The sequence below is a fragment of the Nitrospirillum iridis genome, from assembly GCF_014205765.1.
GTDB lineage: Bacteria > Pseudomonadota > Alphaproteobacteria > Azospirillales > Azospirillaceae > Nitrospirillum > Nitrospirillum iridis.
Map to the genome: position 1 here is coordinate 89,049 of NZ_JACIIZ010000018.1, position 25,172 is coordinate 114,220.

At 66.2% G+C, this 25,172-nt stretch carries 24 protein-coding genes; 13 read left to right on the plus strand and 11 right to left on the minus strand.

Annotation, left to right across the window (positions count from 1 at the left end):
• Window positions 1–40 precede the first annotated feature (40 nt).
• The 7 genes from FHS74_RS25715 to FHS74_RS25745 all read right to left on the minus strand — a co-directional run bounded on the left by FHS74_RS25715 (window position 41) and on the right by FHS74_RS25745 (window position 7,806).
• Window positions 41–2,176 carry a TonB-dependent siderophore receptor gene (locus FHS74_RS25715; RefSeq protein ID WP_211106555.1) on the minus strand — a complete coding sequence of 712 codons (2,136 nt, stop codon included), beginning with the start codon at window positions 2,174–2,176 and terminating at the stop codon, window positions 41–43.
• Window positions 2,177–2,438: 262 nt separating this feature from the next.
• On the minus strand, window positions 2,439–3,254 hold the full coding sequence (locus FHS74_RS25720; protein WP_184807117.1) for a HoxN/HupN/NixA family nickel/cobalt transporter: 816 nt from the start codon (window positions 3,252–3,254) through the stop codon (window positions 2,439–2,441).
• Complete coding sequence (locus FHS74_RS31365) at window positions 3,251–3,508, minus strand: DUF1289 domain-containing protein (RefSeq protein WP_425491377.1); 258 nt, start codon at window positions 3,506–3,508, stop codon at window positions 3,251–3,253. The genes FHS74_RS25720 and FHS74_RS31365 overlap by 4 nt, the downstream gene beginning before the upstream one ends.
• The gene (locus FHS74_RS25730; RefSeq protein WP_211106556.1) at window positions 3,445–4,497 is read right to left on the minus strand and encodes a WD40 repeat domain-containing protein; all 1,053 of its coding nucleotides are present in this window, start codon (window positions 4,495–4,497) and stop codon (window positions 3,445–3,447) included. Before FHS74_RS25730 ends, FHS74_RS31365 begins: the two co-directional genes overlap by 64 nt.
• 14 nt (window positions 4,498–4,511) lie before the next feature.
• Complete coding sequence (locus tag FHS74_RS25735; protein ID WP_184807119.1) at window positions 4,512–5,486, minus strand: CobW family GTP-binding protein; 975 nt, start codon at window positions 5,484–5,486, stop codon at window positions 4,512–4,514.
• Window positions 5,487–5,580: 94 nt separating this feature from the next.
• Complete coding sequence (locus FHS74_RS25740) at window positions 5,581–6,456, minus strand: dienelactone hydrolase family protein (RefSeq protein ID WP_184807120.1); 876 nt, start codon at window positions 6,454–6,456, stop codon at window positions 5,581–5,583.
• A gap of 72 nt (window positions 6,457–6,528) precedes the next feature.
• Window positions 6,529–7,806 carry a CaiB/BaiF CoA transferase family protein gene (locus FHS74_RS25745; RefSeq protein ID WP_184807121.1) on the minus strand — a complete coding sequence of 426 codons (1,278 nt, stop codon included), beginning with the start codon at window positions 7,804–7,806 and terminating at the stop codon, window positions 6,529–6,531.
• Between the two features lie 176 nt (window positions 7,807–7,982).
• Between FHS74_RS25745 and FHS74_RS25750 the strand changes: the two genes are divergently transcribed.
• From FHS74_RS25750 to FHS74_RS31220, 3 genes are all read left to right on the plus strand, one after another.
• Complete coding sequence (locus tag FHS74_RS25750; protein WP_184807122.1) at window positions 7,983–8,381, plus strand: acyl-CoA thioesterase; 399 nt, start codon at window positions 7,983–7,985, stop codon at window positions 8,379–8,381.
• An 88-nt stretch (window positions 8,382–8,469) separates the two neighbouring features.
• Window positions 8,470–8,784: a hypothetical protein gene (locus tag FHS74_RS25755; RefSeq protein ID WP_184807123.1), complete on the plus strand. Its 315-nt coding sequence runs from the start codon at window positions 8,470–8,472 to the stop codon at window positions 8,782–8,784.
• A 228-nt stretch (window positions 8,785–9,012) separates the two neighbouring features.
• On the plus strand, window positions 9,013–10,101 hold the full coding sequence (locus FHS74_RS31220; RefSeq protein WP_184807124.1) for a diguanylate cyclase: 1,089 nt from the start codon (window positions 9,013–9,015) through the stop codon (window positions 10,099–10,101).
• Window positions 10,102–10,142: 41 nt separating this feature from the next.
• Here FHS74_RS31220 and FHS74_RS25765 read toward each other — a convergent pair whose 3' ends face one another.
• A complete protein-coding gene (locus FHS74_RS25765) occupies window positions 10,143–10,802 on the minus strand; it encodes a TetR/AcrR family transcriptional regulator (protein ID WP_184807125.1) in 660 nt (219 codons plus the stop codon).
• A 369-nt stretch (window positions 10,803–11,171) separates the two neighbouring features.
• Window positions 11,172–11,330, minus strand: a complete 159-nt coding sequence (locus tag FHS74_RS25770) for a DUF3309 family protein (RefSeq protein ID WP_044562421.1) — start codon at window positions 11,328–11,330, stop codon at window positions 11,172–11,174.
• Between the two features lie 508 nt (window positions 11,331–11,838).
• On the opposite strand from FHS74_RS25770, the gene FHS74_RS25775 reads away from it, so the two are divergent.
• From FHS74_RS25775 to FHS74_RS25800, 6 genes are all read left to right on the plus strand, one after another.
• Window positions 11,839–12,042: a CsbD family protein gene (locus tag FHS74_RS25775; RefSeq protein ID WP_184807126.1), complete on the plus strand. Its 204-nt coding sequence runs from the start codon at window positions 11,839–11,841 to the stop codon at window positions 12,040–12,042.
• A gap of 34 nt (window positions 12,043–12,076) precedes the next feature.
• On the plus strand, window positions 12,077–13,009 hold the full coding sequence (locus FHS74_RS25780) for a lipid-binding SYLF domain-containing protein (RefSeq protein WP_184807127.1): 933 nt from the start codon (window positions 12,077–12,079) through the stop codon (window positions 13,007–13,009).
• 281 nt (window positions 13,010–13,290) lie between these two features.
• Window positions 13,291–13,776, plus strand: coding sequence for a ferritin-like domain-containing protein (locus FHS74_RS25785; RefSeq protein WP_184807128.1), 486 nt, complete (start codon window positions 13,291–13,293; stop codon window positions 13,774–13,776).
• Between the two features lie 126 nt (window positions 13,777–13,902).
• Window positions 13,903–14,148, plus strand: coding sequence for a hypothetical protein (locus FHS74_RS25790; protein ID WP_184807129.1), 246 nt, complete (start codon window positions 13,903–13,905; stop codon window positions 14,146–14,148).
• Window positions 14,149–14,204: 56 nt separating this feature from the next.
• Complete coding sequence (locus FHS74_RS25795; RefSeq protein ID WP_184807130.1) at window positions 14,205–14,669, plus strand: hypothetical protein; 465 nt, start codon at window positions 14,205–14,207, stop codon at window positions 14,667–14,669.
• 37 nt (window positions 14,670–14,706) lie between these two features.
• A complete protein-coding gene (locus FHS74_RS25800) occupies window positions 14,707–14,856 on the plus strand; it encodes an entericidin (RefSeq protein WP_184807131.1) in 150 nt (49 codons plus the stop codon).
• 80 nt (window positions 14,857–14,936) lie between these two features.
• Here the strand turns inward: FHS74_RS25800 and FHS74_RS25805 are convergent, their stop codons facing one another.
• Window positions 14,937–16,226 carry an Hsp70 family protein gene (locus FHS74_RS25805; RefSeq protein ID WP_184807132.1) on the minus strand — a complete coding sequence of 430 codons (1,290 nt, stop codon included), beginning with the start codon at window positions 16,224–16,226 and terminating at the stop codon, window positions 14,937–14,939.
• Between the two features lie 84 nt (window positions 16,227–16,310).
• Window positions 16,311–17,396, minus strand: a complete 1,086-nt coding sequence (locus tag FHS74_RS25810; RefSeq protein WP_184807133.1) for a LacI family DNA-binding transcriptional regulator — start codon at window positions 17,394–17,396, stop codon at window positions 16,311–16,313.
• Window positions 17,397–17,974: 578 nt separating this feature from the next.
• On the opposite strand from FHS74_RS25810, the gene FHS74_RS25815 reads away from it, so the two are divergent.
• The 4 genes from FHS74_RS25815 to FHS74_RS25830 all read left to right on the plus strand — a co-directional run bounded on the left by FHS74_RS25815 (window position 17,975) and on the right by FHS74_RS25830 (window position 25,171).
• Window positions 17,975–20,173 carry a TonB-dependent receptor gene (locus tag FHS74_RS25815; RefSeq protein WP_184807134.1) on the plus strand — a complete coding sequence of 733 codons (2,199 nt, stop codon included), beginning with the start codon at window positions 17,975–17,977 and terminating at the stop codon, window positions 20,171–20,173.
• A 113-nt stretch (window positions 20,174–20,286) separates the two neighbouring features.
• A complete protein-coding gene (locus tag FHS74_RS25820) occupies window positions 20,287–22,257 on the plus strand; it encodes a glycoside hydrolase family 3 protein (protein WP_184807135.1) in 1,971 nt (656 codons plus the stop codon).
• Window positions 22,257–23,777 carry a glycoside hydrolase family 30 protein gene (locus FHS74_RS25825; protein WP_184807136.1) on the plus strand — a complete coding sequence of 507 codons (1,521 nt, stop codon included), beginning with the start codon at window positions 22,257–22,259 and terminating at the stop codon, window positions 23,775–23,777. Before FHS74_RS25820 ends, FHS74_RS25825 begins: the two co-directional genes overlap by 1 nt.
• The gene (locus FHS74_RS25830) at window positions 23,774–25,171 is read left to right on the plus strand and encodes a nucleoside hydrolase-like domain-containing protein (protein WP_184807137.1); all 1,398 of its coding nucleotides are present in this window, start codon (window positions 23,774–23,776) and stop codon (window positions 25,169–25,171) included. Before FHS74_RS25825 ends, FHS74_RS25830 begins: the two co-directional genes overlap by 4 nt.
• Window position 25,172: the final 1 nt, after the last annotated feature.

A 25,172-nucleotide genomic window follows, 5' to 3' on the forward strand; every position in this document is an offset into this window, starting at 1 on the left:
CCGGATCGGCCACCGGGTGCCGCTGCCCGTGGGGCGGGGCCTAGAACTTGGCGACAATGCCCACCTCGGCGCTGCGGGGGGCGCCCAACATGACCTCCGACGGATAATAGATATCCGCCCACTGCGCGTAGGCCTTGTCGAACAGGTTGTTGATGCGCCCGGTCAACATCAGGCCGGCCGACAGGCGGTATGAGGCGTAGAGGTCCACCAGATAATAGCTGTCAAGCCGGACGGTGTTGGCGGCGTTGGCGTAGCGGGCGCCGACGTAGCGGACGCCGCCGCCAACCTCCAAGGGCAGCCCGCCGATGTCCGACACGCTGGTCCACAGGTTGCCTGTCCACCGGGGAATGTCCGGCGGCTGGTTGCCGCTGTCGTTCAGGCCCGTGTTGGTGTCGATGAAATAGCCGTAGCGGCTGTCGGTGTACGCGGCATTGGCGCTGACGGTCCAATGGTCGGTGACGCGCAGGTTGCCGGACACCTCCACCCCCTTGGATCGCTGGCTGCCGATGTTGGTCAACACGTCCAGCGCCGTCTGGGTCAGGATGTTCTGGCGCAGGATGTCATAGACCGCCAGGGTGGCGTCGGCGCGATGGTCCGGGGTGTTGGCCTTTACCCCCACCTCGACCTGATGGGAACTGCTGAGGCCGAAATTCTCGCCCGCGTTCACCAGGAAGATGTTGGAGCCGACCGGGTCCTGCCCCGTGGTGAAGGAGACATAGGGGGTGATGGTGTCGGTGACATTGTAAACCGCACCCACCCGCCAGGTGCCGGAGCGGTAGGTGCGGGTGAAGCTGGTGGCGGCGCTATAGCTGCCGTCGAAATTGTAGTTCTTGCGGTCCAGGTCCAGCACATCGTAGCGCCCGCCGGTGACGAGCTTCAGGGCGGGGGTGACATCGATCGCGTCCTCGAAGAACACGGACGCGTCGTCCCATTTGGTAGGGCTTTGTTTGCCCGTCAGGGCGCCGAAGACACCAGGACTGGGGGCGAAGGGATCGACGCTGTCGCCATCGGGGAAGCCGCGGATGCGGTTGAAATCCAGGTGGTTGTAGTCGAACCCCACCACCACCTTGTTGGGCAGGGTGAACAGATCGCCCTTGTAAGCGACGCTGCCCTGGTCGCCCACCAGATCCTGCTTGTGGATGACGAAAAAGCGGTCGCGATCGATCAACTTGGTCGCGGTGTTGAACTGATAGGTCTCGGCGTCGATCCAGTGACGGTCGGCATGGAAGTAATAGGTGACGTTCTCGACCGTCAGGTTTTCGTTGGGCGACCACTTCACCAGGATCTGCGGCCAAGTCTGTTCGGAATGGATGCTGGCGTCGGTGACGTTGTAGTTCACGTAGCGCATGCGCTCGTCCAGCGTCAGCCCGTTGGTGGACGAGATCACGCCGCTCAGCGGCTTGGTCGCGAAGGATGTGGGCACCAGGGGCGTGCCGAAATAGGTGGATGGGTTGTCCTGCAGGTAGTCCACCATCACCTGGATCTCCACCGTTTCGGTGGGCCTCCACACCAGGGAGAAGGTGGCGTTGGTGGAATCGGCACCGGCGTCATGCACATAGCCGTCGGTGCCGGTGCGGCTCACGTCCAGGCGCACCGCCACCTTGTCACCGAAGTGGGTGGTGCCGCCGACACCGATGTTGGTGGTGCCGAAGCTGCCAAAGGTGGCCAGGGCGTTGACCTCGGGCGTGCCGAAGCTGGGCCCCTTGTTCACGATGTTGACCACGCCGCCGATGGCGCCCTGACCATACAGCACCGACGCCGGCCCCTTCAGGATCTCGACGCTTTCCAGATTGAAGGTGTTTTGCGGCCGGTTGGTCATGTTGGACGGCCCCAGATAGAGCCCGTTGTGCAGGACCGTGATCTGGTCGCCGGTGAAGCCGCGCATGGAGAAGGAGGAGGAGTCGCCCGGCGACCCGCCGGAGGTGACGCCGGGCAGGCTGTCGGCAGCCTGCTCCACGGTGGCGAAGCCGCGGCCGATCATCTCGTCACTGTCGATGGTGTCCAGCGTCGCCGGCGTTTCGCGCGCGCTCAACCCCAGGCGGCTGGCTGTCGGCGTGAACTGCTCCAGCGATCGCGTTTTGGCGGCGGTGACGGTGATGACGTCCACCGGCTGAAGGTCGTCCGCCGCCTGCTGCGCCCGTGCCGGCCCACCTAGGCCCATCGCCAAAGCGAGCACAGAGGCGGCCGTCCACCTGATGCCCCCGCCATCCCGCATAGTCGTTCCCCTGTCGCGCTGCCAACTGCCCTGCATTTTTCCCCGGTTTTCCGTTGAAAGAACAAGCGTAACCTGACGCCAGTTCGTGTGGTGTGATTTAAATTTTATACACAGATAAAATCTGTTTATTTGACCCGCGCGCCATGATCCCGGTCCATTCCTTTCATTGTCGGAAAGACCAAGGGCCGCCCCCGTGCCCGACTTGGTGGGCCGCCTGACGGCGCTAGGGCTTTTGCGCCTGTCCCCGCATTCGTGTCCATGCATGAGGGCTGCCCAGCAGGATCACGACGCCCAGGGCGCCGCCGGCGCCCAGCAGGGTGAAACTGGTGTCGTCGATGTCCACGCCGTGCCCGCTGATCTCAAGCAGCGCGAACAGCGCCATCCCATACGATAGGGCGACGATCAGCCAGCCAACCGCCCGGCGGTATCGCTGGATGACGGCGGTTGGGCTGTCGCGTGAGCGCAGCAGGCGGCTCACGATCTGGCTGTCGAGCGTGTCGGCGAGGATCATTCCGGCCGCGAAGGCGATGATGATCCCGGCAATGGCGGCGAGGCCGCCTTGGGTCGTCGCCGCGGCGCCCCATGCCGCCGCCTGGGTGGCCGTGTCGAACACCAGCCCGAAGACGATCCCGACAGCGACCAGCGCCGCGGGGTGGGTGCTGGTGCGCAGCCGCGCCGGAATCAGGCCCGCCCGCCAGCCGACCGGCGCATAAGGGCGCCGCCGCAGCAGCGCGGCGAGATTGAGCGATCCGACGAAGGCCAGCAGCAGGATGACGGCGATGTCGACGGTCGGCGCGAACCATGGCGGCATGGCCAGTCGACGGGCGAACGCCGCCACGCCGACCGCCACGCCCGCGACCGCCAGGCTGTGCCCCAGGGCGAACAGCGTTCCCGTCCAGGGCGACAGGCGCGGCCGCTCATCGACCATGCGGAAGACGATATTGTCGATGACGGCGACGTGATCGGGATCGAGCCCATGGCGCAGTCCCAGCACGAACATCAGGCTCAAGGTCGGCAGGGCCAGCGACACGTCGCTCATGAACGGTCTCCCGCCGTCTGGGAAGCGCGCGCCGCCAGCTTGGCCAGGCGGCGAGGTAGGTCGGCGCTGATCGCCAACAGTTTCGGCCGGGACGCCTTGCGCCAGATCCGGCATTCATCCAGGGTCCGTCCGCAGGCGACGCACCAGCCGGTGCACCCATCGAACCGGCAGACCTCGACGCAGGGGCTTCTCATGCCCGCGCCCGCATGTTCAGCAGGCCGATCCGCCCGTCCTCGGCACCCCAGCCCAGCCATGTGCCGGCGTCGTTCCAGGCAAGGGCGGTGATCGGCGCTCCACGCCCATCGACGTCGAGGGTCCGGTCGTCCGCCGGCCGCGCCAGCGTCACCGCACCGTCGTCATAGCCGACCGCCAACAGGTCCTCCCGTGGGTGGAAAGCGACGCGGGTCACGATCGCGCCCATGCGTTCCGCCACCAGCAGCGGGGGCTTGCCCATCGGTCCGGTCTTGCCGTCGAACGGCCACAGCACCGCGCGTCCGTCGCCGCCCGTGGCCAGCCATTTGGCGCGCCGGTCCCAGGAAAAGCTGCGCGTCTTGGCGGCATATCCCGGCATCCGCATGTCAAGCATCCCGGGCAGTTGCCAAGCGTGCAGCCCCGTTTCCTGAAGGGCGGTGACAAGGTATCGCCCGTCCGGGCTCAGCGTGCAGGTCAGATGGGAGCCGACCCAGTTGAGCGCGGTGCCGCCGCTCGCGGCATTGGTGGCATAGTGCAAGGTGGCGCCGTTATAATGGGCAACCGCCAACCGCTTGCCTTTGCCGTCGAGCGCCAGGCCGCCGATGGACGAGCCGATCGTGTAGCGATGCGCTGGCGCGGTGCCGCCGGCCAGCCAGACCACGGCCTCGCGCCCGGCACCGGCGACGATCAGGCCGGAGGTGGCGCTGGCGACGAGGTGCTCGACCCAGCGCCGTGGAAAATGGCCCAGACCGTCCACGCGTCCATCAAGGCCTACGCGCCGGACGTGGCCATCGTCACCGCCGGTCACGATGGAGCGCCCGTCGGGGTGGCGGCAGGCGCTCAGGATCGCGCCGTCGTGCGCGGTCCACGCGGCCATGTCCCCACCGCCATCGAGCTGGCGGACGGTGCCATCGCCCAAGGTGGCCAAGAGGGTGTCGCCCAGCCAGAGGATCGCCGTCGGTTGGGCGTCGACCGCGACATGGCGGCCATAGCGACCGACCAGGGTGTCGTTGCCATCGCCTGCCACCCCGCCGCCTGCCGGGGTCATCATAGGTGCCGCCAGCATCAGTTGGCCCGCGCCGCGCACGCGGCGAACCCTTGCCGCAGCGCCGCCGCATCCAGGTTGCGGCCGATGAACACCATCCGGCTGGTTCGCGTCTCGCCGGGCTTCCAGTCGCGCTGATGGTCCCCTTCCAGCAGCATGTGCACGCCTTGGACGACGTAGCGCTGCTCCTCGCCGGGGAAGCACAGGATGCCCTTCAGGCGCAGGATGTCCTGTCCCCGTTCGGCGGTCAGCCGGCGCAGCCAGGGCATGAACAGGTCGGGCCGGATGGGTGTGTCCGATGTCACCGACACCGACGTGATCGCCACGTCGTGTTCGTGATCATCCTCGGAAAGGAAGTTGGGCTCGATGGCCAGGATGCGGTCGAGGTCGAACGCGCCGCGCTCCAGCACCTCTTCCACCGGGATGACGCAATTGCGCGTTTCGTGCAGGCGCGCCTGGTTGTTGATGGTCCGGATCCGCTGCCGCACCGTTTCCAACTCCCGGTCATCGACAAGGTCGATCTTGTTCAGCAGGATGACGTCGGCGAACGCGATCTGCTCCTCCGCCTCATGGCTGTCCTCCAGCCGGGCCAAGACATGGCGGGCGTCGACCACCGTCACGATCGCATCCAGGCTGACGCGCGCCCGCACATCGGTGTCGACGAAAAAGGTCTGCGCCACGGGGGCGGGGTCGGCGAGGCCGGTGGTCTCGATGATGATGGCGTCGAAGCCGCCCTTGCGCTTCATCAGTCCCTCGATGATGCGGATCAGGTCGCCGCGCACGGTGCAGCAGATACAGCCGTTATTCATTTCGAACACTTCTTCATCGGCATCGACCACAAGATCGTTGTCGATGCCGATGGCGCCGAATTCATTGACGATGACGGCGTACCTGCGGCCGTGATTTTCGCTGAGGATGCGGTTGAGCAGCGTGGTCTTGCCAGCGCCGAGATAGCCGGTCAGCACGGTGACGGGGATGGGCGGGGCGGCGGTCATGACACGATCCAACGTTATGTTATAACATAACGTTCGTTATAACGTATCCGCCACCAAACTCAACCCCTTCCAAAATTCCGCGTTGGCCCGGGGGTTACGCGTGCGGAACGTAGGGCACGCCGTTGCGCTTGAACCATTCCAGCATCTGCTTCCACGCCACCTTGGCGTCGGCGGGGTTATAGCTGGGGCGGTAGTCGGCGTTGAAGCCGTGGCCGGAATCGTTGAACACCATGATCTTGCAATCTTTGGCCGCTTTGTCGCCGTCGGCCAAAGCCGCCCGCATCTGTTCCACGCTGCTGACCGGGATGCTTTCGTCCTTGGCGCCATAGAGGCCCAGGACCGGGGCGTTCAACTGGTTTACCAGGTCGATGGGGTTCTTGGGATGCAGTGGGTCGGTGCCGCCCACCAGCCGCCCATACCACGCGGCGCCGGCCTTCAGGTCGGGATTGTGGGCGGAATACAGCCAGACGATGCGTCCACCCCAGCAGAATCCGGTGATGGCCAGCCGACTGGTGTCGCCCTTGCCGTGGGCCGCCACGTAGGCGACGGTGGCGTCCAGGTCTGCCATCACCTGCTCGTCCGGCACTTTGGAGACGATATCGCGCACCAGCGTGGGGATGTCGGCGACCTTGGTGGCGTCACCCTGGCGGAAATAAAGATCGGGAGCGATGGCGTAATAGCCCGACTTGGCCAGCCGCCGGCACAGGTCGCGGATGTGTTCGTGCACCCCGAAGATTTCCTGGACCACCAGCACCACCGGATGGCCGCCGCCCTTGCCTGTCCATTTGGGAACAGCACGATAGGCGCCCATCGTGGCGCCACCCGCCACGGGCACCTGCACCATCTCGGCGTCGATGGAGTCGGTGTCGGTGGTGATGGTCTCCGCCGAGACGGGCAGCACCGCCAGCGCGAAGCCGGTGGCCAGGCTGGCGGCGGTGAAGCCGCGACGGTTGATCAAGCTGTCTTCCATGGAAGTCGCACCCTTCTTCGTTGTTATCGCTGGTGGTCGTTTATGGCCGTCGGGGAGGGGGGCAGGACCTCGCTACAGGGCGCCCGCCTGCCGCAGGCGGCCGATGTCCTCATCCTCCAGGCGCAGCCAGTCCTTCAGGACGGCATCGGTGTGCTGGCCCAGGGTCGGCGGTGCCTGGCGGTAATTGACCGGTGTGTCGCTGAACTTCATCGGGCTGCCGATCAGGTCGACCGTGCCCGGCAGTCCGTCGCCGGGCGCCCCCGTGCCGCCGGCCAGGGGGTGGGGCAGGGTGACGCGCATGTCACGGGCGGCCACCTGGGGGTCGGCGAACACCTTGTCGATGGTGTTGATGGGGCCGCAGGGGACGCCCAGCGGTTCCAGCGCGCTGATCCAGAACTCCGACGTTTGCTTCTGGATCACGGCGGCCACCGCCGGCACCAGGGTGTCGCGGTTGCGCACCCGCGCCTGGTTGGTGGCGTACTGGGGATCGGTGGCCCAGGCGGCGTTGCCCGACAGGCGGCAGAATCGGGCGAACTGCTCATCATTGCCGATGGCCAGGATGATCCAGCCGTCGCTGGTGGCGAAGGTCTGATAGGGCACGATGGTGGGATGGGCGTTGCCGACGCGCGGCGCCAGCTGGCCGCTGGTCAGATAGAATTGTCCGGGATGGGACAGCCAGGCCACCTGGGTGTCGAACAGCGACAGGTCGATGGCCTGGCCCCGCCCGGTAAGGTCGCGGTGGCGGAGTGCCGCCAGGATGGCGATGGCGGCGTAGGTGCCGGTCATCAGGTCGGCGATGGCCACGCCCGCCTTCAGGGGCTGGCCCTCCGGCTCGCCCGTCAATGACATGAAGCCGCCCATGCCCTGGACCAGGTAATCATAGCCGGCGCGGGCGGCATAAGGGCCGGTGTGGCCGAAGCCGGTGATGGAGCAATAGATGAGCCGGGGATAGGCGTCCCGCAGGTCGTCATACCCCAGGCCATAGCGGCCCAGCGTCCCGGTCTTGTAGTTCTCCACCACCACGTCGGCATGGCCGATCAGCTGCAACGCCAGCGCCTGGCCGGCCGGGGTGGTGAAGTCCAGGGTCAGCGATCGCTTGTTGCGGTTGGCGGACAGGTAATAGGCGCTTTCCGTCGTCTCCTGGCCGGTGTCGTCCTTGAGGAAGGGGGGCCCCCACCCACGGGTGTCGTCGCCCTGGCCGGGCCGCTCCACCTTCACCACGTCGGCGCCCAGATCCCCCAGAATCTGCGTGGCGCTGGGGCCGGCCAGCACCCGGCTCATGTCCAGCACCTTCAATCCGGTCAATGGACCGGTGGCGGGCGGGGGGGCGACGGCGGGGGGCTGGATCATGGCGCAGGTCTACCTTCTGCTGGGGACACCCTTTATCTGCACGGCGCTGATCTTACACACGGGATGTCGGCCGCGCCTAGATGGCAGGGTGGCGCGAGGCCGGGCTTTCCCTGCGCGGCGTTTCACGCTCTGATAGGCCAACCATTTGCCCGCCTATCCTGACCGAGGTCCCCTGAATGCTCCACAAGACCGCCAAGATGCCCGATGAGATCCCGGTCATCCGCACCATCGCTATGCCCGCTGACACCAACCCCGCCGGCGATATCTTCGGCGGCTGGTTGATGTCGCAAATGGATTTGGCGGCGGGCAACGTGGCGGCGCGGGCGGCGCGCGGCCGTGCGGCCACCGTGGCGGTCGATGCCATCGCCTTCCTCGGCCCCGTGTTCGTGGGGGACGAGGTCAGCCTGTTCGGGCGCCTGGTATCGCGCGGCCGCACCTCCATGCGCATCGAGGTGGAGGCTTGGCGCCGCAGCCGTGACGCTGAGGACACCAACAAAGTCACCGAGGCCGTCTTCACCTTCGTCGCCATCGACGAGAATCGCCGCCCGCGCGCCTTGCCGCCGGTGGAAGGCTGAGGTTCCCTCGGCAAAGTTCGCTCGACATCGGGGGCCGGGCGCGCGCAGTCTAGCCTCGCCCCTGTTTTGCGAAAGGCGGATCCGTTCCATGGCCGACCCCCGTGACGAACTGCTGCGCCAGATCCGCGCCATCCGTCGGCGGATCGACCCGGACGTCCTGGAACGGGCGGCCGCCGCGGCGGAGCGGGTGCAGGCCGGCCCGCCGCCGGCAGAGGAACCCTTCGACCGGCAGGCCGCGCGGGAAGTCGTCATGAACTTCCTGCAGGCGCGCCACGATGGTGGCCGCTTCGCCATGAAGTTGATGGAAGAGATGAAAAAGCCGGCGGCTGCCGCCAAGGCCTACGACAAGACCGGGCCGCAGCGACCGGGCCCCTCCCGTCCCACGGGCTCGCGCAAGGCCTAACAAGATTTCGCCAAGACGATAGAATGTTGTGGGGAGTCCCACGCCCCATGCCACCAATAAAGCCAAGGGGCGGCAAGACCTGATCCGCACCCTGTACGGCTGGGGACTAGCTTTGTCCTGCGGCCTCGTGGCAGCATAGCAAGCGGATTACCCATGTAGTCCTGGGATTGGCGTGCGGGCCACTGCCCGGCCGGACTAATGGCTGGGAAGAATTAGGGAACGGGCCGGGTGGGTCACCACATCAAGCAGATCGTCTGGCCGGACCGGGCTTATGTCGACTACAAGTTCGACCACCACCGGCTGTTCAGCACCATCATGACCATCGCGACCTCCCTCACGGTCAGCGGGCTATGGGGCTGGGACCATGTCATCGATCCGGCGGGGGCCGAGCGCACCATTGGTCTGCGCTTGGTGATGTCGGTCATCATCGTCTTGCACGCCCTGCTGCTTCACTTCCGCGTGCCCCGCCGCCTGACCACGGCCTACGCCTTCATCGGCGCCATAGCCTGTCAGCTGTTGTTCATCGAGGCGTTGAACCGACTGGATCACGGCATGCAGGCGCAGTTCTCCGGCTTTCTGTTCTTCACTTTCCTGCCGCTGCTGGTGATGCAGTACGTGCCCTTCACCACCGGGGCGCTGTTCATGGCGCTGATCATTTCCCTGCCGCCGATCGCTGGCGCCACCGGCTTCGCCCAAGCCTTCGAATATGTGAAATACCCCCTGCTGTTGGGGCCGGTGGGCGGCATGTTCATCTGCGTGCTGTTCGCGTTCGAGCAGATCAACTACACCAACTATGAGAGCCAGCGGCTGCTGAAGCTGATCGCCATCACCGATTCACTGACCGGCGCCGGCACCCGCCGCTACATCACCGACACGGCGGCCCGTGAAATGGCCCGGGCCAGACGGTACGGCGGGCCGCTGTCGGTGCTGATGCTGGATATCGACCATTTCAAACGCATCAACGACACCTGGGGACACCAGGCGGGGGACCTGGCCATCTGCGGCGTGGTCGACTTGTGCCGGGCCGCCATCCGCGACACGGACGTCATCGGCCGCTTCGGTGGGGAAGAATTTGTGATCCTGTTGCCGCAGACGGATCGGCAAGAGGCGGAGCGGGTGGCGGAACGGTTGCGGGTGGCCGTGGCCGGCGCCCCCCTGACCCTGGCCCCCAACGTGGTCGTGACGCTGACGTGCAGTCTGGGGGTCACCACCCTGATGCCGTCCGACCATACCGTGGATGTCCTGCTGAGCCGTGCGGACAAGGCGCTGTATGAGGCCAAGAACGCCGGCCGTAATCGGGTGGCCGTGGCGGCGTAAGCCGCTGGAGCAAAGCCAGGCGCGTGGACGATATCCCGGCCTCAAGCCGGGTATAGGGCGTCGCTGTGGATGCGGGTGGGCCTGGCGGCGGGCTGAGGCCGCGCCGGTCCCAGGACGGCGGCCACCAGACGCCGGGTCCAGCCCGGCTCGTCCAGCTGCTGGTGACGAACCAACAGGCGGCTGTAAAGCGTGTTGTACAGCAGCTCCACCGCCATGGCCTCATCCAGATCGGCCGGCAGCTCGCCGGTCCGCACGCCCTGACGCACGATTTCCCCGATACGCTCGCGACGGGGCTGCAGCACCTGGGTGCAGTAGCTCTCCAGCACGTCGGGGTTGCTTTGCCCCTCGACGATGATGCCGGCGATGACCCGCCCCATGGGGCCCGCCATGGTGCCGGCCATCACCTCCAGCAGGCTCTCCAGGTCGCGCCGGGCGGAGCCGGTGGCGCGGATCGGGGCCACCACTTCCACCATCTCCAGCAACGCGGCGATAGCCAGCGCTCCCTTGGTGGGCCACCAGCGGTAGATGGTGGTCTTGGCACAGCCGGACCGGGCGGCCACCGCCTCGATGGTGAAGCCTGACAGGCCCGCCTCCACCAGCAGTTCATAGGCGCCGGTAAGGATGGCTTGGCGCGACTTGTCGCAACGGGGGCGACCCCGCAGGGAACGCGGGGGCGACGGGGCGCGGGCGGTGGCGGTCATCGGGCTGTCATCACGCTCATGAGACATCGGTGAACACGAAACGACTTGGCCGAGCCGGGTGTCCGGTCGCGACGGCCGCTTGCGCATGATGGCGTCTGAACGGCGGCGGCCACTCCCTGAATTGGCGCGCGCCATCCTTTTCCTGAACTCGTCTTATAACATCAAATCGCAACAAACAAGACGCTGACGGCCCGCAATGGGTCATATTATTTGCGGCCGCTCATAGCTCCCCGCCCGGTGAATGAACGGGCGGGCGCGGGACACCAGCCCGGCCACCCCCTCAAGGAGGGTCCTGACAGCAGACGGCCCCGGTGCCGGGGCACCGGGGCCTGATGAGGCTTGCGACAAGCGGGGGCGCGCGGCGGCGCCCTAAAGTCGACCGATCAGGATCAGAACAAGCACGATGACGATCAGCGTGCCCAGGCCGCCCGCCGGGTAATACCCCCAGTTGACGCTGTGCGGCCAGGTGGGCAGGGCGCCGATCAGGAATAGTATTAAAATGATGAGGAGAATGGTTCCGAGATTCATGACGGCCTCTCTTCAGAATTCGAAGGCTTCCGGAGGATGGGTTTTCATTGTGACGAAAACATGTTTTCGAAGCCGTCGCGTCAGGGAAAAGGGACTATTGGTCAAAGAAAAATGGCCTATACGCTTCCGGTCGAAGCGCCTGGAAGTGGGGTGTATTTCTAATTGTCGATAACATGAATGACAAAAATAGATGGCATAGGCAAATGGTCGTATACGCCGCAATGTGTGGCCGATGGGGCGATGGCGAAATAAATAATGACCTTTTCCTCTGCGGCGCTAGTTCATTTTATCGGTAAGATTACCATCATTCCTATCTGATTTCGCCACATTGCGGCCACATGACAGGGATATCATTCAGTTTCCATTGTTTCTCTAACCTATCGGAAAGTGGTCTCTGCCATTGCGGGGACCTGCCTTCCGACGGGCAGATCAGGCCGGTTCCGGGCATGAGCGCTGACGCCGCTTACGGATGCGACCTTTCACTTCAACCCACGCGAGGAGCGAGACCATGAACAAGAATCGTATCGAAGGTAATGCCAAGATCGCCGGCGGTGCCGTGAAGGAAGCGGCCGGCAAAGTGATCGGCAATGACAAGATGGCGGCCGAAGGCAAGGCCAAGAAGGTCGAAGGCCACGCCCAGGACGCCGTTGGCAAGATCCAGGAGGCCGGCAAGGCCCTCAAGGATACCGCCAAGAAGGCCCTGGACAAGTAGACGGGTCGTGGTCTGCCGTTGTGCCCGCCGCTGGATGGGTGACGACGCGCGCGCCGTCACCCCCCGCGACGCGACGGGAACCTTGAGCTTGTTGGCGACCACCTTGAAGCAACAGAAGGAACGGCCCCAAGGGCCGTTCCCGTCCACCACCCCCGCCGACTGGACACTCAGCGGCGATGGCTTGGCCGGCGCACCGGCCCGGCCCAATAATGGAGTGACCATGATGCCTGCGCCCTTCACAAAGCCGGCCGCGAAGCCCTCGCCGCGATCCCGCATCCTGCCTGCCGCCCTGTCGGCCCTGATGATTTTCGGCGCCATGACGGCGGCGGCTCCCCATGCCCTGGCCGCTGCGGCCGCCCACGGCACCGATCAGAGCAATCTGGTGGAACGCGCCCGCGTCACCGTCGACGATCTGCGCAAGGACAAGGAATTCGGTAACGCGCGTGAACTCATGAAACGCGCCAAGGGCGTGCTGATCGTCCCGCAATTGATCAAGGGCGGGTTCTTCGTGGGCGGGGAGGGTGGCGACGCCGTGCTGTTGACCCGCGGGCCGGACGGGGAATTCAGCTACCCCGCCTTCTACACCCTGGGCTCCGCGTCGTTCGGGCTGCAGATCGGTGTGGAGCAGGCTGAGCTCGTGATGTTCATCATGAGCGACAAGGCCCTCGCCTCCGTGCTGCAGGATGAATTCAAGATCGGCGCCCAGGCGGGGTTGGCCGTCGTGACCTTGGGCTCCACCGCCGAGGCGGCCACGCCCACTTCGCTCAATGGCGACATCATCGTCTGGTCTTCGGCCAGTGGCGCCTATGCCGGGCTGACGCTCAATGGTTCGATCCTGAAGCCGCGCGACAGCTGGAACGAGGCGTATTACGGGAAGCCGGAGCCCGTGTCGGCCATCGTTTCCAAGCGCAGCGCCAAGAATGCCGACGCGGATGGCCTGCGTCGCAACCTGGCCACCATCCGCTAGGGGACGTCTTGATGGGAGAGGGGCGGCCACGTCCCTCTCCCTCACGGGGTATCCCGTCGGTGCCGTTTGTCCGGATAGGCGTAGACCTAAAGATTGAAAATATTCTGGCGGCCTGTGGGTCTAGATAACAGCCTCTGTGTTGCGGCGAATAAATAAAAAATAGCTATAAGGGCATAGCAAACAAGTTCTGTGAAACAATTCTTGCTCCCTGTTTGTTTGTGCTGAGTCGGGACGAATGATGCGATCCCGGCATACTGATAATTCCAGGAGAGGAGCAGACCATGATTCCGCCGACCGTTTCGCCAGGCGTCGCCCCCGCCGGCACCGAACAGCCGATCAAGGTGCTGAACAACCTGATCGAGAAGACGCTGGACAGCGCCCTTGGGTACAAGGACGCCGCTGAAGAGGCGACCAACGACAGTTTCAAGACGCTATTCTCCACCCGTGCGCGCCAGCGCCGTCAGTTGACCACCGCCCTCCAGGCGGAAGTGATCAGCCTGGGTGGCCAGCCGGAAACCGACGGCACGGTACTCGGTGCCGCCCGTCGCATGTTCGTCAACCTCAAGAACGCCGTCACCGGCAGCGACCAGAGCGTGGTGTCGGCGGTCGAGGCGGGCGAGGACGATATCAAGGCCAGCTTCGAGAAGGCCTTGCAGGGTGACCTGCCCATGCCGGCCCGTGAAGTGGTGGCCACCTGCTACGACAGCATCAGGTCGGACCATGACCAGATGAGCACGTTGAAACACGCGCTGGAACAGCACCGATAGGCTGCCTGCCTGATTTCCAATTCCGGCGGATCCCAGGGAACCTCCCCATGGGCCGCCTGCTTGACGGGGACGCCGCCGCGCGGCTTTCGCGGGCGGCGCCCCCGGTTGATTTGAAGGAGAAGGACGATGAAGAGCGAAACCATTGATGCCGCGGCGACCGCCGCCCGCAGCGTACGCGACGCCGCGCGGGAGGACGCCGACACCCTGACCAGCCACCTGAAGGCCGAAGCCAACGACATCTACAAGAATCTTGCGGCCAAGGGCGAAGAGGCCGCCAAGGCCCTGGGCACCCAGGTCGAGGCCCAGCCCATCACCAGCCTGCTGCTGGCCTTCTCCGCCGGGTTCATCGTCAGCCGGCTGCTGTCCCGCTGAGGGGTGGGCAGTGAGGTCGGGGCGAGAAGAAAGTGTCAAATATTGGGGGCCCGGTGATGGAAGGTTGGACCAAACTGGCCATGATGGCCTTGTCGCAACTGGGGGTCATCCCCTTTGGTCCGGTGCACCGGTCGTCCCCGGCGCCGCTGGTCGACGGCCTGATCACGGTCGCCGTCGCTGGCGTGCTGGCTCTCCTGGCGGTCATCGGTGCGGTGGGCTGCCTGTGCGCCGCGCTGTGGGCCGGACTCCAGGATCAGATGGGCCCCGTCTGGACACCGGCCGTGGTCGCGGCGGCACTGCTCGCGCTATGCCTGCTTTTCCTGCTGGTGGCGCGTCTGATGATGGGCCGCCGTGAGCCGGCCCCGTCGGTGCCGCAGACTCCGGCCCTGGATCTTGACCCCGAGGTGCTGATGACCGAGGCCCAGCGCCTGGTGGCCAAGCACAAGGTGCCCGCTTTGCTGGCGGCATTGGTGGCCGGGATGGTCGTCGCGAATACCGGCAGCCGACCCGCCAAGAAGTAACGCGTTCAACCCTAGCCCCATGAGGAGGGCCACAGTGATGTCCACGAAACTGCGCGCGCTTGTCCTGTTGTCGATGCTGGGTATGGGGGCGCTGGTCAGCGCCTGCCACACCACTGCCGGCGCCGGCGAAGATATCGCCGCCACCGGCCACACCATCACCAAGGAGGCGCACAAGGATACGCCGTAATCCGGCGGCCTTGCCGGCTTGATGGAAACGCCCGCCGGTTCTTCGCCGGCGGGCGTTTCCCTGTCAAGGATAGCGCCGCGTCAACGATAGCGGCGCATGGCCTCCAGGGTCAGGCCCAGGCCGACGGAGCCGAACTTGTCACCCTCCACCGGCCGCGCGTCCGGCAGTTCCGCCAGGATGCTGGCCCGCACGTTGGGCAGCAGGGTGGAGCCGCCGGTCAGGAACACCGCATCGATCTTGTCCGCCGTCAGGCCGCTATCGGCCAGGCAGCGGCGGATCATGCCGGCGATACCCTCCGTCAGCGGCAGGGTGGCGGCGGCGAACCCCGGGACGGTGAAGGGAATTTCCAGCCCGCGCTCGATGAACTCGAACGGTATCTCCACCACCTGCGCCTCGCCCCCGGGCTGGGCGGCGGCGGTGCTGAGGCGGATCTTGGTCCGCTCCACCGTCATGGCCACCCGATGGCCCAGATGCTCCTCGACCACCTGGATCAGGCGGCCGATCAGCTCCGGCCGCGCGGATTCGCGCAGGACTTGGCGCAGTTCCGTCATGACCTTGGGCGCGTAGAGGAAGTTGATCTTGGACCACGTGGCCAGATCGTTGAAATAGCTGTTGGGTGCCAGCAGGCCGGCGCGCTTCATCGGTGACTGATAACCCAGGTGCGGCATGACGCCGTGCAGCGACAGCAGGCGGTCGAAATCGGTGCCGCCGATGCGCACGCCGGTGCTGGCCAGGATATCCTGGCCCCGGTCGGCGGCCTCCCGCCGTTCCGGTCCGATGCGCACGATGGAAAAGTCCGAGGTGCCACCGCCGATGTCGGCGATCAGGGCGATCTCTTCGGCGTTGACTTGCCGCTCATAGTCCAAGGCGGCGGCGATGGGCTCGAACTGGAAGGAGATGTCGGTGTACCCGACATCCCGCGCGATGTCGGCCAGGGCGTCCTCCGCCCGTTGGTCGGCCGCGTCGTCGCCGTCGACGAAATGCACCGGCCGGCCGTGCACCACCTGGGTGAGGGGCCGTCCGGCCTGCTCTTCCGCCCGGCGCTTGATCTCCGCCAGCAGGCGCTTCAACACGTCGCGGAAGCTGATGCGTCGACGGTCCAGCTGGGTTTCCATGTCGATCAGGTCGGTGCCGAGAACCGACTTGAGTGAACGCATCAGGCGGCCATCGGCCCCCTCGGCATAAATCTGGATGGCGGCGCGGCCGAACTCCTCCCGCTTCGCGGCGAAATCGAAGAACAGCGCGCTGGGCAGGGTGGTTTCCTCCCCCTCCAGCGGCAGCAGGCGGGCGTGGCCCTCTTTGCCATCCGAGGCATCGACGATGCCCAGGGTGCTGTTCGACGTTCCAAAGTCCAGGCCGCAATAGCCCATGGTGCGCGCTCCGACGACAATCTGGCCAACGACGGCTGGGGATGAGGCCGTCTTAGATCGGGTTTTCAAATGGGGGCGCGGTTTTTAACGGAAATCGGGGGTGGCCGCCAGGGAAAAGGCGGCATGGGCGGCGGGTTCAGCCGGTGGGGACGTCGATTCACGCACCACCAGGCTGTGATCGAAGACCTGCTTCAGGTAATTGCCCACCTGGCCGGCGGTGCGGTTGATGATGAAGCGGGCGGCGGCGGCCCCCATCTCCATTATTGGCTGGCGCACGGTGGTCAGGGGCGGACAGACGACGCTGGCGGCCGGCAGGTCGTCAATGCCGGCCACGGAGAGGGCGCCCGGCACCGGGATGCCCATCTTGTAGGCCACCGACAGGACGGCCATGGCCATGCTGTCATTGGCCGCGAAGATGGCGGTGGGGCGTCGCTTTTGTTCCAGCAGGGCCCGCGCGGCGGGCAGGGCGCTGTTGAAGGTGAACAGTCCCGGTTGGATCAGCCGTTCGGGAATGGGGCCGCCATCGAACAGGGCGTCGCGGTATCCCGCCTCGCGCTGGGCGGCGGCGGCGTGCTTGGGGTGGCCCTGGATGAAACCAATGTCGCGGTGCCCCTGGTCCATCAGATGGCGGGTCATCTGGAAGGCGGCCTGGTAATTGTCGATGTCGATGCCCCAGCCCCAATTCTGGTCCGCCGTGCCATCGAGCGTGGGGGAGACGCGCACGCAGGTGGCGCCCCGCTCCGCCAATAACGCCAGCAATTTGGGATCGTCACACAGCGGCGGGATCAGAATGACACCGTCCACCCGCAAGGTGGACACCAGCGTTTCCACCAGGGCGCCGAAATCGGTCGCGCCGCCATCGATATATTCCGTCAGCAAATGATACCCGCCCGCGCGGCAGGCCTGGATGGCCCCCATCTGCAGTTCGGTGACGTACAGCATGGCGTTGTCCGACACCCCGCCCGACGAGACCAGGGCGATCAGGAAACTGCGTGACCCCGACAGCGCGCGGGCCGACAGGCTGGGTGTGTAGTTCAGGCTGCGCACCGCCTCCATCACCCGGGCGCGGGTTTCCGGGCTGGCCTTGGGTTCGCCGTTCAGGACCCGGGACACCGTCTTGATCGAGACGTTGGCCACGCGGGCGACATCATAAATGGTGGCCTTGCTCAACGCCCTGAAACTCCAACCTGGACGCCGCCCTTTGCCCCTTGCGCGGACGCGGCGGGATCATAACACCGGCGGATCGCAAAGATAGCCCGGCAAACCGGGCCGGTGGATCGGGGCGCGCAGGGCCGAATTCGTTTTTTGAAGGGCGGCGCGAAACCCTCTTGCGTCCGGTTGTTCTGGATGATAACAAAATAAGGCCAACAAGGCCTCCTTATTTTTTGGGATGCGGGGACAGCGCTGTCATTCAGTCCCGAACCCAACGATAATGATAAGGCGGGGGCCAAAACAAACGGGAGAGACGACCATGCGTGAAGGCAGATATCGCCTGAGGGCCGGCCCCAGTCGCTGACGCGGCGGCCCTTTTAAAAGCCGATCCATTGGACATGAGCCATCGCGCCCCTCGGCGACGGTGACAGGCTGGGTCTTGCCCGGACCCTGGCCATGCCTGATCCCACCATGAAGCGGGATCGGGGCGGGAGGATCATGCCCGAAATGGGATCAAAGCGGTGGGAATGGAGCCTCAAGGCCCCCGCCGGATAACGACAAAAATAAAAGATGCAGAAATGGGAGAATTGGGAGAAATGCGTAAACGTGCCCTGCTGGCGGCCACCGCGTTGGCCAGCCTGATCACCATCCCCGGCCATGCCCAGACCAGTGCCGCGCCGGCCCCTCAAGGGGGGACCCCGCAAGCGGCCCCTCAGCAGCTGGAGGACATCGTCGTCACCGCCGAACGGCGGCAGGAGACGACGCAGAAGACGCCGATCGCGATCACCGCCTTTTCGGGTGACACCCTGGAACAGCGCGGCGTTTCCAGCTCCACCGACCTGAACAACATGGTTCCTGGCCTGGCGGTGGGCAACAACGGCAGCGGCTCTGTCCAGATCGCCATCCGCGGCATCGGCAGCACCAATGATACCGAGGTGGGCGACCCCGCCGTGGCGTTCAACGTCGACGGCGTCTACATGGCCCGGTCCCGTGCCGCCATCGGCGCCCTCTACGACATCGACCGTATCGAAGTCCTGCGCGGCCCCCAGGGCACGCTCTACGGCCGCAACGCCACGGCGGGCAGCATCAACGTCATCACCAAGCGCCCCAGCGAGAAGCTTGAAGGCGCCGCCTCGCTGGATTACGGCAATTACAACAGCTTGCAGACCTCGGGCATGCTCAACGTGCCGCTGACCGACACATTGGCCGTTCGCGCCGCTTTCCAGACCAGCCGCCACGACGGCTACACCAACAACGGCCGCTCCAGCAATTTCAACGACGAGGATACCCAGGCGGGCCGCCTGCAGATCCAGCTGACCCCCAGTGAGACGTTCAAGGCCCTGCTGTCCGTCGATGTCTTCCATGAGGGGGGCGTGGGCTACGCCGCGGCACCGATCGGCCAATATGCCAAGTTCGGCTCACCCTATACCTATCCCATGTCGGCGGACGGCAGCCTCAACCATACCAACAAGGGCGTCGCGCTGACCACCGACTGGGACCTGGGTTTCGCCACCCTGACCTATGTCGGCAGTTACCGCGAGGATACCGATCGTACCCACGGCGGCTCCACGCAAAGCGGTACCTGCCAGGCGCCGTCCGGCACCTACTGCGCCTCCACCATCTTCCATTCCAATGAGGATCAGACCTCGCACGAACTGCGGCTGGCCAACAGCGACGGGCCGCTGAAATGGGTGGCGGGCCTTTACTACTTCAAGGAAAACAACGACGTCCTGTTCGCGCTGGACCCCGTCGCCGGCATCGCCTCGCTGGCCTTCGTCCAGCCTTCGGTGATGGAGGAGTCCAAGGCCGCCTTCGCCCAGGCGACCTACGGCATCACCGACAGCCTGCGGGTGACGGGTGGCCTGCGCTATACCGAGGATACCAAGGCCCGCACCGGCGCCACCGAGGCCTTCGGCCACATCGTCGGTGACGCCTATGTCGGCGGCTCGGCCCTGTACCTTAACAATGCCAGCTACACGTGGCAGTCCACCAACTGGAAGCTGGGTGCTGAGTATGACCTGGCGCCGGACAGCCTGCTCTATGCCTCCGTCGGCACGGGCTACAAGGCTGGTGGTTATGGCGATGGCGCCCCGCCCAACAACAACCCCTATCAGCCGGAGAAGCTGACCGCCTACGAGGTGGGGGTAAAGAACCAGTTCATGGACAAGCGGCTGCAGCTGAACCTGACCGGCTTCTACTACGACTACCGGGACTTCCAGGTCAGCGCCATCGGCCAGGTGGCAGGCCAGGCCTCCACCGTCACGGTCAACGCCGGCACCGCCGAGGTGTACGGCGTGGAGGTGGAAGGGGCGGCCCTCCTGACCGCCAGCGACCGGGTGGACGGCAGCGTCTCCTACATCCATGCCCGTTACACCGACTTCATCCTCGCCTCGGGTGATGTGTTCCACCGGTCCGGCGCGGCGGTCTACACCGGCAACACCCTGGCCAAGTCCCCGGAATGGACCGTCAACCTGGGCTACCAGCACATGTGGGACCTGGCGTCCGGCGCCATGATCACGGCCCGCGTCGACAGTGTCTATGTGGGGGACCAGAACCTGGACTACCGCAACTTCGCCGTCACCGAACAGAAGGCTTACACCAAGACCAACCTGTCGTTGGCCTACGACGACGCCGACCGGCGTTGGCGGGTCATGGCCTATGTCCGCAACCTGGAGAACAACGCCGTGCTGGTGGTGGCCAACCCCGACACCAACGGGTCGGGCAACATCTACGCCGGCAGCGGCTCCTACGCCCCGCCCCGCACCTACGGCGTGAGGGTGTCTGCCAACTTCTGATCCTGGCCCTTCCTCCGGGGCTTCATGCCTCGTTTCCCCTGGGCGTGCCGCCCAACCTCCTTCCTGGGCGGCACGCCTTCTTTTTCTTTCAAACGAGCGGACCATCCGAAATCATGCCCATTCCGAGCCGCCTGACCGCAATGGTGACCCTGACCCTGTTGATGGCCGCCCCCGCGATGGGGGGGGCGCCGCAGCCGGTACTGGGCAGCCGGGTGAAGCCGCTGCTGACCGTGGACGGTCTCTCCTTCCGGGACCTCAACGGCAACGGCGCCCTTGACCCCTATGAGGATTGGCGCCTGCCCGTGGCCACCCGGGTGAATGATCTGCTGACACGCATGACCGTGGAGGAGAAGGCCGGCGCCTTGCTGCACGGCACCGTGCCGCCGGAAGGGGGCTTCACGCTCGCCACCATGCGCGGGCCTTATGATTTCCCGCTGGCCACCCGCATGATCCGGGAACTGGGCATCACCACCCTGATCACCCGCCAGGCCACCCCGCCACGGCAGTTGGCGGAGCAGGACAACCGCCTGCAGGCGGTGGCGGAAGGGGGGCGCCTGGGCATTCCCGTCACCCTCAGCACCGACCCGCGCAACCATTTCCAGGTGACGGCCGGCGCCAGCCAGCAGTCCGCCGGCTTTTCGCAGTGGCCGGAAGCGCTGGGCCTGGGCGCCATCGGCGATAGCGCGCTGGTGCGCCGCTTCGCCGATATCGCCCGCCGGGAATACCGGGCCGTGGGTATCCACCAGACCCTGTCCCCCATGGCCGACGTGGCGACGGAGCCGCGCTGGCCCCGCATCAACGGCACCTTCGGCGAGGACCCGGATTTGGACCGCCGCCTGGTTCAAGCCTATATCGAAGGCTTCCAGGGCGGTGACGAGGGGCCGGGCGTCACCGGCGTTTCCGCGGTGGTGAAGCACTGGGTGGGCTATGGCGCCGCCCAGGACGGGTTCGACAGCCACAACAGCTACGGCCGCTATTCCCTGGTGCGCCCCAGCCAGTTCGAACAGCACCTGTTGCCCTTCAAGGGCGCCTTCGCCGCCCATGTCGCGGGCGTCATGCCGACATACTCCATCCTGAAGGAGATGACGGTCGACGGCAAACCGGTGGAGCAGGTGGGCGCCGGCTTCAGCCACTGGCTGCTGACCGACCTGCTGCGCGGCCAATTCGGTTTCCAGGGCATCGTCCTGTCGGATTGGGCCATCGCCAACGATTGCAACGACATATGCCGCCATGGCTTCCCGGCCGGCGAACGGCCCAGCTTCAAGGATTTCTCCACCGCCTGGGGGGTGGAGGACTTGGCCACGCCCGCCCGCTTCGCCAAGGGGTTGGCGGCTGGCCTGGACCAGTTCGGTGGCGTGGACGACCCGGCGCCCTTACTGGCGGCGGTGAAGTCCGGCCTGGTGACGGAGGCGCGGCTGGACCAGTCGGTGCGCCGCATCCTGGAGCTGAAGTTCCGCCAGGGCCTGTTTGAGAACCCCTATGTCGATGCCGAGGCGGCGGCGACGGTGGTCGGCACGCCCCAGTTCGTGGCGGAGGGCCTGGCCGCCCAGTCGCACTCCATGGTTCTGCTGGAGGCGGGTGCCGCGCCGACGACCTTGGCCGGGCGCAAGGTCTATCTCCATGGCGTGGCGGCCGACGCCGCCAAGGCCGCCGGCCTGACCGTGGTGGATGACCCCAGCAAGGCGGACGTGGCGCTGCTGCATCTGTCCGCCCCCTTCCAGACCCTGCACCCCAACTACACCTTCGGCCTGCTGCAGCATGAGGGCGACTTGGCCTTCCACGACGGTAATGCGGATTACGAGGCGCTGAAGGCCGTCGCCGCCGCCAAGGTGCCGGCCGTGGTCAGCGTCTATCTGGACCGGCCCGCCATCCTGACCAACATCCGCGACAAGGCCGCCCGTCTCTATGTCGATTTCGGCGTCGGCGACCAGGCGCTGCTGGACGTGGCGCTGGGCAAGGTGCCGGCGCAGGGCCGGCTGCCGTTCGAACTGCCGCGCAGCATGGCGGCGGTGACGGCACAGGCGTCCGACGTGCCGCATGACAGCAAAGACCCGCTCTATGCCATCGGCGCCGGGATACGCTGATGAACCGGCGCGACTTCCTGGCCGCCACTGGGGCCGTCACGGGGGCCGCCGCAGGGGCCGTCAGTGGGGCTGGCGCCGTCATGGCGTCGGCTCCCGGGCGGGCGGTCGCGGCGCCAGCGACGGGTGGGGCGCCTGTCGCCGGCGTGACATGGCGCTGCACGACGCGTAAGGCCGCCTGGCAGGCCTGCGCCGATGGCCTGACCCTGGGCGATGTCCAGGCCAACCCCTTCGGCCGCGACGCGGAGGTGCGGCTGGACCAGCCGCGCCAGACCATGGCGGGTTTCGGTGGCGCCTTTAGTGAGCGGGGCTGGCTGGCCCTGCGGGCGCTGCCCGCGCCGACGCGTGACGCGGTGCTGGACGCGCTGTTCGCACCCGGCCAGGGGTTGGGGTTCACCCTGTGCCGCACCCCCATCGGCGCCAATGACATTTCCCGAGGATGGTATAGTTACGATGAGGTCGATGGCGATTTCGCCCTGGATCATTTCAGCGTGGCCAATGATCAGGACACGCTGATTCCCTTCATCCAGCAGGCGCGGGCCCGCCAGCCGGGCCTGAAGCTGTGGGCGTCGCCGTGGAGCCCGCCGACCTGGATGAAAACCAATCGGCACTACGCCATGACCCCGGCGTGGCCGGGGCAGCCGTCCAACGGCCTGGCGCCGGATCAGCAGGGGCGGGAAGGGCGCGACCACTTCATCCAGGAAGATCGCTATTTCGATGCCTATGCCCTGTATTTCCGCCGCTATGTCGAGGCGTACGCGCAAGCGGGCATCCCCATCTCCGCGGTGATGCCGCAGAACGAGTTCAATTCCGCCCAGCCGTTTCCCAGCTGCTGCTGGACCCCCGCTGGCCTTGCCCGCTTCATCCCCCATCTGGGCCGGGAAATGGCCAAGGTGGGCGTGGACATCCATTTCGGCACGCTGGAGCGGGCCAACGCCGACCTGCTGTCCCAGGTCATGGCCGATCCGGCGGCCGGTCCGCTGCTCCACGGCGTCGGTGTGCAGTGGGCGGGCAAGGGCGCGCTGCCCATCATCCGCGACCGCCACCCCGGCCTGGCGATCTGGGCGTCGGAACAGGAATGCGGCACCGGCACCAATGACTGGCACTATGCCCGCTACGCCTGGGGGCTGATGAAGCTGTATCTGCTGAACGGCGCCAGCGCCTACCAGTATTGGAACATGGTGATGCCGCCCGGTGGGATGAGCGGCTGGGGCTGGCCCCAGAACGCCTTGGTGACGGTGGATCCCGCCACGGGGGGCTATCGCTTCAATCCCGACTTCCACGTCATGAAGCACGTCAGCCACTTCGTGGCGCCGGGCGCCCGCCTGCTGCCGGTCGATAGCTTCACGGGGTATGACAACCAACTCGCGTTCCTCAACCCGGATGGGTCCGTGGTCGTGGTGGCGCAGAACGATCTGGCCGAGCCGTGGCCGTTGCGCCTGAAACTCGGCAACCGCCTGTTGACCCTTCGCCTGCCGGCCGACAGTTTCAACACCGTTCATATCGCGGGGGGATTGGCGTGAGGGCGGCGTGCGCGGCACTCATTCTGGCGCTGGTCTGGGCACCGGTGGCATCCGCCGCCGCCAAGCCGCGGGTGTTCGTGCTGACCGATATCGCCAACGAACCGGACGATGAGGAATCGTTCGTCCGCTTTCTGCTGTACACCGACCAGATGGATGTGGCGGGCATGGCCGCCACCACCTCGACCTGGTTGCGGGACGCGGTGCATCCCGAACGCCTGCGGGAACGGATCGCCGCCTATGGCCAGGTGTTGCCCAACCTTCGGGCCCACGATCCGGCCTATCCCGACGCCCAGGCGCTGATGGCGCGGGTGACGGCGGGACCGGCGCTCTATGGCTTGGCCGGTGTCGGCGACGGCCATGACAGCCCCGCGTCCGACGCCCTGATCGCGGCGGTGGACGCCCCGGATCCCCGGCCGCTCTGGGTGACCATCTGGGGCGGGGCCAACGTCCTGGCCCAGGCCCTGCACCATGTGGCTGGCACGCGCACGCCTGAGCAGGTCGCGGCATTCGTGGCGCGGCTGCGCGTCTATGCCATCTCCGACCAGGACGACGGCGGGCCGTGGATTCGGGTGCGCTATCCCCGCCTGTTCTGGATCGGCAGCATCAGCGCCTTCAGCCACTATTCCACCGCCACCTGGACCGGCATCTCAGGCGAGGGCTTCTACCAATTCCCGGGGCCCGACAGCACGTCGGTTTCGCATCAATGGCTGGACGCGCATATCCGCAAGGGGCCCTTGGGCGAACTTTATCCCCAATGGAAATTCATCATGGAGGGGGATACGCCCTCCTTCCTTTACCTGGTGGACAATGGCCTGAACGCGCCGGAGCATCCGGACTACGGCGGTTGGGGCGGCCGCTACGGTTTGGCCAATGACGGCATGGGGCTTTACACCGACGTGGTGGATACGGCCGTCGGCGCCGATGGATCGCCCCACCGCAGCGCCCAAGCCACCATCTGGCGGTGGCGGGAGGCCTACCAGAACGACTTCGCCGCCCGCATCGGTTGGACGCTCACCCCCGACGCGCGCGCCGGCCGCCATCCGCCGGTGGTGGTGGTCAATGGCCAGGAAGGGACCGCCCCGCTTGAGGTGTCCTTGAAGCCTGGGGACAGTCTGGCGTTGGACGCCAGCGCCTCCCGCAGCCCGGATGGCGGCGCGGTGACCTTTCGCTGGTGGCAGTACAAGGAACCCAGCACCTGGCAGGACGCCGTGGTGGTGGTTCCCGATCTGCTCATCCAGGGCGCCGATGGCGCGAAGGCCGTCGTCACCGTCCCAACCGCCCGGCCGATGCTGCCCGGCCCCCAGCGCCTGCATGTGATCCTTGAAGTCCGGGGCGGCGGTGACCTGCCGCTGACCCGATATCGCCGCGTCATCATCGATGTGGCGCAGCCATGAC

Bases quoted from the DNA above. Each gene is read 5' to 3' on its own strand.
- FHS74_RS25720 (WP_184807117.1), bottom strand. From the start codon at position 3,254: ATGAGCGACGTGTCGCTGGCCCTGCCGACCTTGAGCCTGATGTTCGTG.
- FHS74_RS31365 (WP_425491377.1), bottom strand. From the start codon at position 3,508: ATGGCTGGGCTGGGGTGCCGAGGACGGGCGGATCGGCCTGCTGAACAT.
- FHS74_RS25730 (WP_211106556.1), bottom strand. From the start codon at position 4,497: ATGATGACCCCGGCAGGCGGCGGGGTGGCAGGCGATGGCAACGACACC.
- FHS74_RS25735 (WP_184807119.1), bottom strand. From the start codon at position 5,486: ATGACCGCCGCCCCGCCCATCCCCGTCACCGTGCTGACCGGCTATCTC.
- FHS74_RS25740 (WP_184807120.1), bottom strand. From the start codon at position 6,456: ATGGAAGACAGCTTGATCAACCGTCGCGGCTTCACCGCCGCCAGCCTG.
- FHS74_RS25745 (WP_184807121.1), bottom strand. From the start codon at position 7,806: ATGATCCAGCCCCCCGCCGTCGCCCCCCCGCCCGCCACCGGTCCATTG.
- FHS74_RS25750 (WP_184807122.1), top strand. From the start codon at position 7,983: ATGCTCCACAAGACCGCCAAGATGCCCGATGAGATCCCGGTCATCCGC.
- FHS74_RS25755 (WP_184807123.1), top strand. From the start codon at position 8,470: ATGGCCGACCCCCGTGACGAACTGCTGCGCCAGATCCGCGCCATCCGT.
- FHS74_RS25765 (WP_184807125.1), bottom strand. From the start codon at position 10,802: ATGACCGCCACCGCCCGCGCCCCGTCGCCCCCGCGTTCCCTGCGGGGT.
- FHS74_RS25770 (WP_044562421.1), bottom strand. From the start codon at position 11,330: ATGAATCTCGGAACCATTCTCCTCATCATTTTAATACTATTCCTGATC.
- FHS74_RS25775 (WP_184807126.1), top strand. From the start codon at position 11,839: ATGAACAAGAATCGTATCGAAGGTAATGCCAAGATCGCCGGCGGTGCC.
- FHS74_RS25780 (WP_184807127.1), top strand. From the start codon at position 12,077: ATGGGTGACGACGCGCGCGCCGTCACCCCCCGCGACGCGACGGGAACC.
- FHS74_RS25785 (WP_184807128.1), top strand. From the start codon at position 13,291: ATGATTCCGCCGACCGTTTCGCCAGGCGTCGCCCCCGCCGGCACCGAA.
- FHS74_RS25790 (WP_184807129.1), top strand. From the start codon at position 13,903: ATGAAGAGCGAAACCATTGATGCCGCGGCGACCGCCGCCCGCAGCGTA.
- FHS74_RS25795 (WP_184807130.1), top strand. From the start codon at position 14,205: ATGGAAGGTTGGACCAAACTGGCCATGATGGCCTTGTCGCAACTGGGG.
- FHS74_RS25800 (WP_184807131.1), top strand. From the start codon at position 14,707: ATGTCCACGAAACTGCGCGCGCTTGTCCTGTTGTCGATGCTGGGTATG.
- FHS74_RS25805 (WP_184807132.1), bottom strand. From the start codon at position 16,226: ATGGGCTATTGCGGCCTGGACTTTGGAACGTCGAACAGCACCCTGGGC.
- FHS74_RS25815 (WP_184807134.1), top strand. From the start codon at position 17,975: ATGCGTAAACGTGCCCTGCTGGCGGCCACCGCGTTGGCCAGCCTGATC.
- FHS74_RS25820 (WP_184807135.1), top strand. From the start codon at position 20,287: ATGCCCATTCCGAGCCGCCTGACCGCAATGGTGACCCTGACCCTGTTG.
- FHS74_RS25825 (WP_184807136.1), top strand. From the start codon at position 22,257: ATGAACCGGCGCGACTTCCTGGCCGCCACTGGGGCCGTCACGGGGGCC.